The organism is Kosmotoga sp. (genome assembly GCF_982836095.1).
This window is the reverse complement of the sequence record NZ_CEYIHJ010000226.1, coordinates 1-2,259: the sequence shown is the minus strand read 5'-3', so window position 1 is coordinate 2,259 and position 2,259 is coordinate 1. Positions and strand designations below refer to the sequence as shown.

At 42.5% G+C, this 2,259-nt stretch carries 3 protein-coding genes; all 3 read right to left on the bottom strand.

The genetic code is table 11. The features are described 5' to 3' along the window. Positions 1-6: 6 nt before the first annotated feature. Positions 7-351 carry a hypothetical protein gene (locus AC3LHT_RS10470; protein ID WP_488662849.1) on the bottom strand — a complete coding sequence of 115 codons (345 nt, stop codon included), beginning with the start codon at positions 349-351 and terminating at the stop codon, positions 7-9. 196 nt (positions 352-547) lie between these two features. Further along, positions 548-1,501 carry an MDR/zinc-dependent alcohol dehydrogenase-like family protein gene (locus AC3LHT_RS10465; protein WP_488662848.1) on the bottom strand — a complete coding sequence of 318 codons (954 nt, stop codon included), beginning with the start codon at positions 1,499-1,501 and terminating at the stop codon, positions 548-550. 1 nt (position 1,502) lies between these two features. After that, on the bottom strand, positions 1,503-2,259 hold a 757-nt coding region (locus AC3LHT_RS10460), incomplete at its 5' end, for a trans-sulfuration enzyme family protein (RefSeq protein ID WP_488662847.1).

Sequence of the window (2,259 nt, the reverse complement as noted above, 5' to 3'; positions counted from 1 at the left end):
ATGTAACTAAATACTAGTTATCTTCTGAATTATCCAAAATATAATACCTAAAACGATAGTACTTATAATAGCGACTGCAATAGTTCCTACTTCCATATCCATTATACACCACCTACTGCTTCTGCTATTGACCACATAGGTAAAAAAGGCCCTGAAAAGAAAGAGAATCCCCAGAACGATGGACACCGTAATAAGTCCTCTCAAATCTCGCTGAGGAATATATTGATCCAGCGCTTTTTTAGTAAAACTCGGAAAAAATAGATCTATTCCAGCAATTAAAAAAGCGCATACCATGTCAATTGTGAAGAGGAACAAATGAGGTCTGTAATATGCGACAAATCGCTTCAACATGAAAAAATCCCCCTAAGCGGTCTTATTAAAATAATACCTTTCCCGCCAAGTAATGTCAAGGTTCGGAAAGCGAACTTTTTATTGTGGTAGAAAATAGCATTATATATTTTGCTTCTGATTTTGGAAATGGTTTTCACAAATATGATTTAGAATCCAGGAAGTGAAGAAAATTCCACTAAAATGGAACTACATCCGTTCAACCCATCCTCAGCAATATTTTCAATGAGCCTTTCGTTGCTTCAAAAGCTCTTTGGTATTCTTCAAACGGGAAAATTCCGCTTATCATTCCTTCAAGCTTTTCATGCTGGCTTTTCAAAAACGCGATCGCTGGCTCAAAGGGACCGCAGCGCGAACCTACAATGTTCAGCTCTTTGACCACTACCGGGGACAGATTCAAGTTCTCTCCAGAAGCGAAGGTGCTTTTCAGCACAAGCGTTCCTGTGGGTGCTGTGAGGTCAATAGCGGAAGTGAACCCTTTGGCATTTCCCGTTGCCTCCACTACAACATCGAAAGAGTTCTCCAAGCCTTTTAGTTCAGAAGGCAAAAGTGTTTCAACTTCAGGAATTACCTCTTTTGCCCTTTCGGGGTGTTTGCCTATTAAGACATGATGGATTCCACTATATTGCAGCACAATGCTAATCAACAGCCCGAGCTTCCCGTCTCCTATCACACAAACCCTGTCAGTGGGCTTTATATGAGCCTGTTCCAGCACTTGAAAGGCAGCGGCTAGTGGTTCGACAAGAGTAGCAATGGTATTGGGGATTTCATCCGGGACAGGATGCAGGTTTTCAACAGGGAACTTCATATATTCCGCGAAAGCACCGTCATAGTTGTTTATCCCCAGAGTTCTTATATTTCGGCAATGCTTTCGCTTACCCGCCCGGCACAGGTCACATTGACCACATGCTATGTTTATTTCACCCACTACACGCTTTCCAACCAGAGATTTGTTTTCAGGCGCTTTGACAACTTCCCCCACAAATTCATGGCCCGGTATTCCCGTAAATCCCATGTATCCTTTTAGAATCTCCAAATCCGTATTACAGATGCCCGTGTAATAAACTTTTATCAGCGATTCTCCTTTTGTTATTTCAGGAATCGGTACATTCTTCAATACAAGCGAGTCACCATCATAATAAAGGGCTTTCAACTTATCTCACCCTTTCAAGAGATTGCTTGATATCCGCAATGATGTCATCCGGGTGTTCAAGGCCAGCTGATATTCTGATTGTTTTCTTCAAAAATCCGAATTTTTTGAGTTCTTCTTCAAGGTAATCGCGGTGAGTCATAAGGGCGGGGATTTCGACAAGAGTTTCTGCATCACCGAGGCTTACAGCGAGTTTCAGAAGCTTTAAATTTTCCACAAAAGCTTTAGCGGTTTCAAGGTCTCCTTTAAGCTCGAAACTCACAATTCCTCCGAAATCCTTCATCTGCCTTTTGGCTATTTCATGACCGGGGTGGGTTTCCATGCCCGGATACATTACTCTTTCAACAAGGGGATTTTCTGCAAGAAAATTAGCTATTTTCATGGCATTGCTCGAATGTCTCTCCATCCTGAGTGAAAGCGTTTTAAGCCCCCGGAGTAAAAGCCAGGCGTTAAAAGGGCTCATAACTCCTCCAAGTTCACACATATAGCCAAATTTCAGCTTATATATATAATCCTGGTTTTTGGATACCGCGACCCCACCTACCGCATCGCCATGCCCGGAAATATATTTAGTCGCACTGTGCACCACAACATCTACACCAAGCTCCAGTGGTCTTTGCAAATAGGGAGTCGCAAAGGTGTTATCCACCACCACTTTAATGCCGGCTTCGGCTGCGATTTTAGCGACAGCTTCAAGATCTATGATCTCCATAGAAGGATTTGTTGGGGTTTCAAAATATAAGACCTTTGTCTTTTCCCCA

What these genes read in the sequence shown, in the direction of transcription:
- AC3LHT_RS10470 (WP_488662849.1), bottom strand. Translation starts at nt 351, where the DNA reads ATGTTGAAGCGATTTGTCGCATATTACAGACCTCATTTGTTCCTCTTC.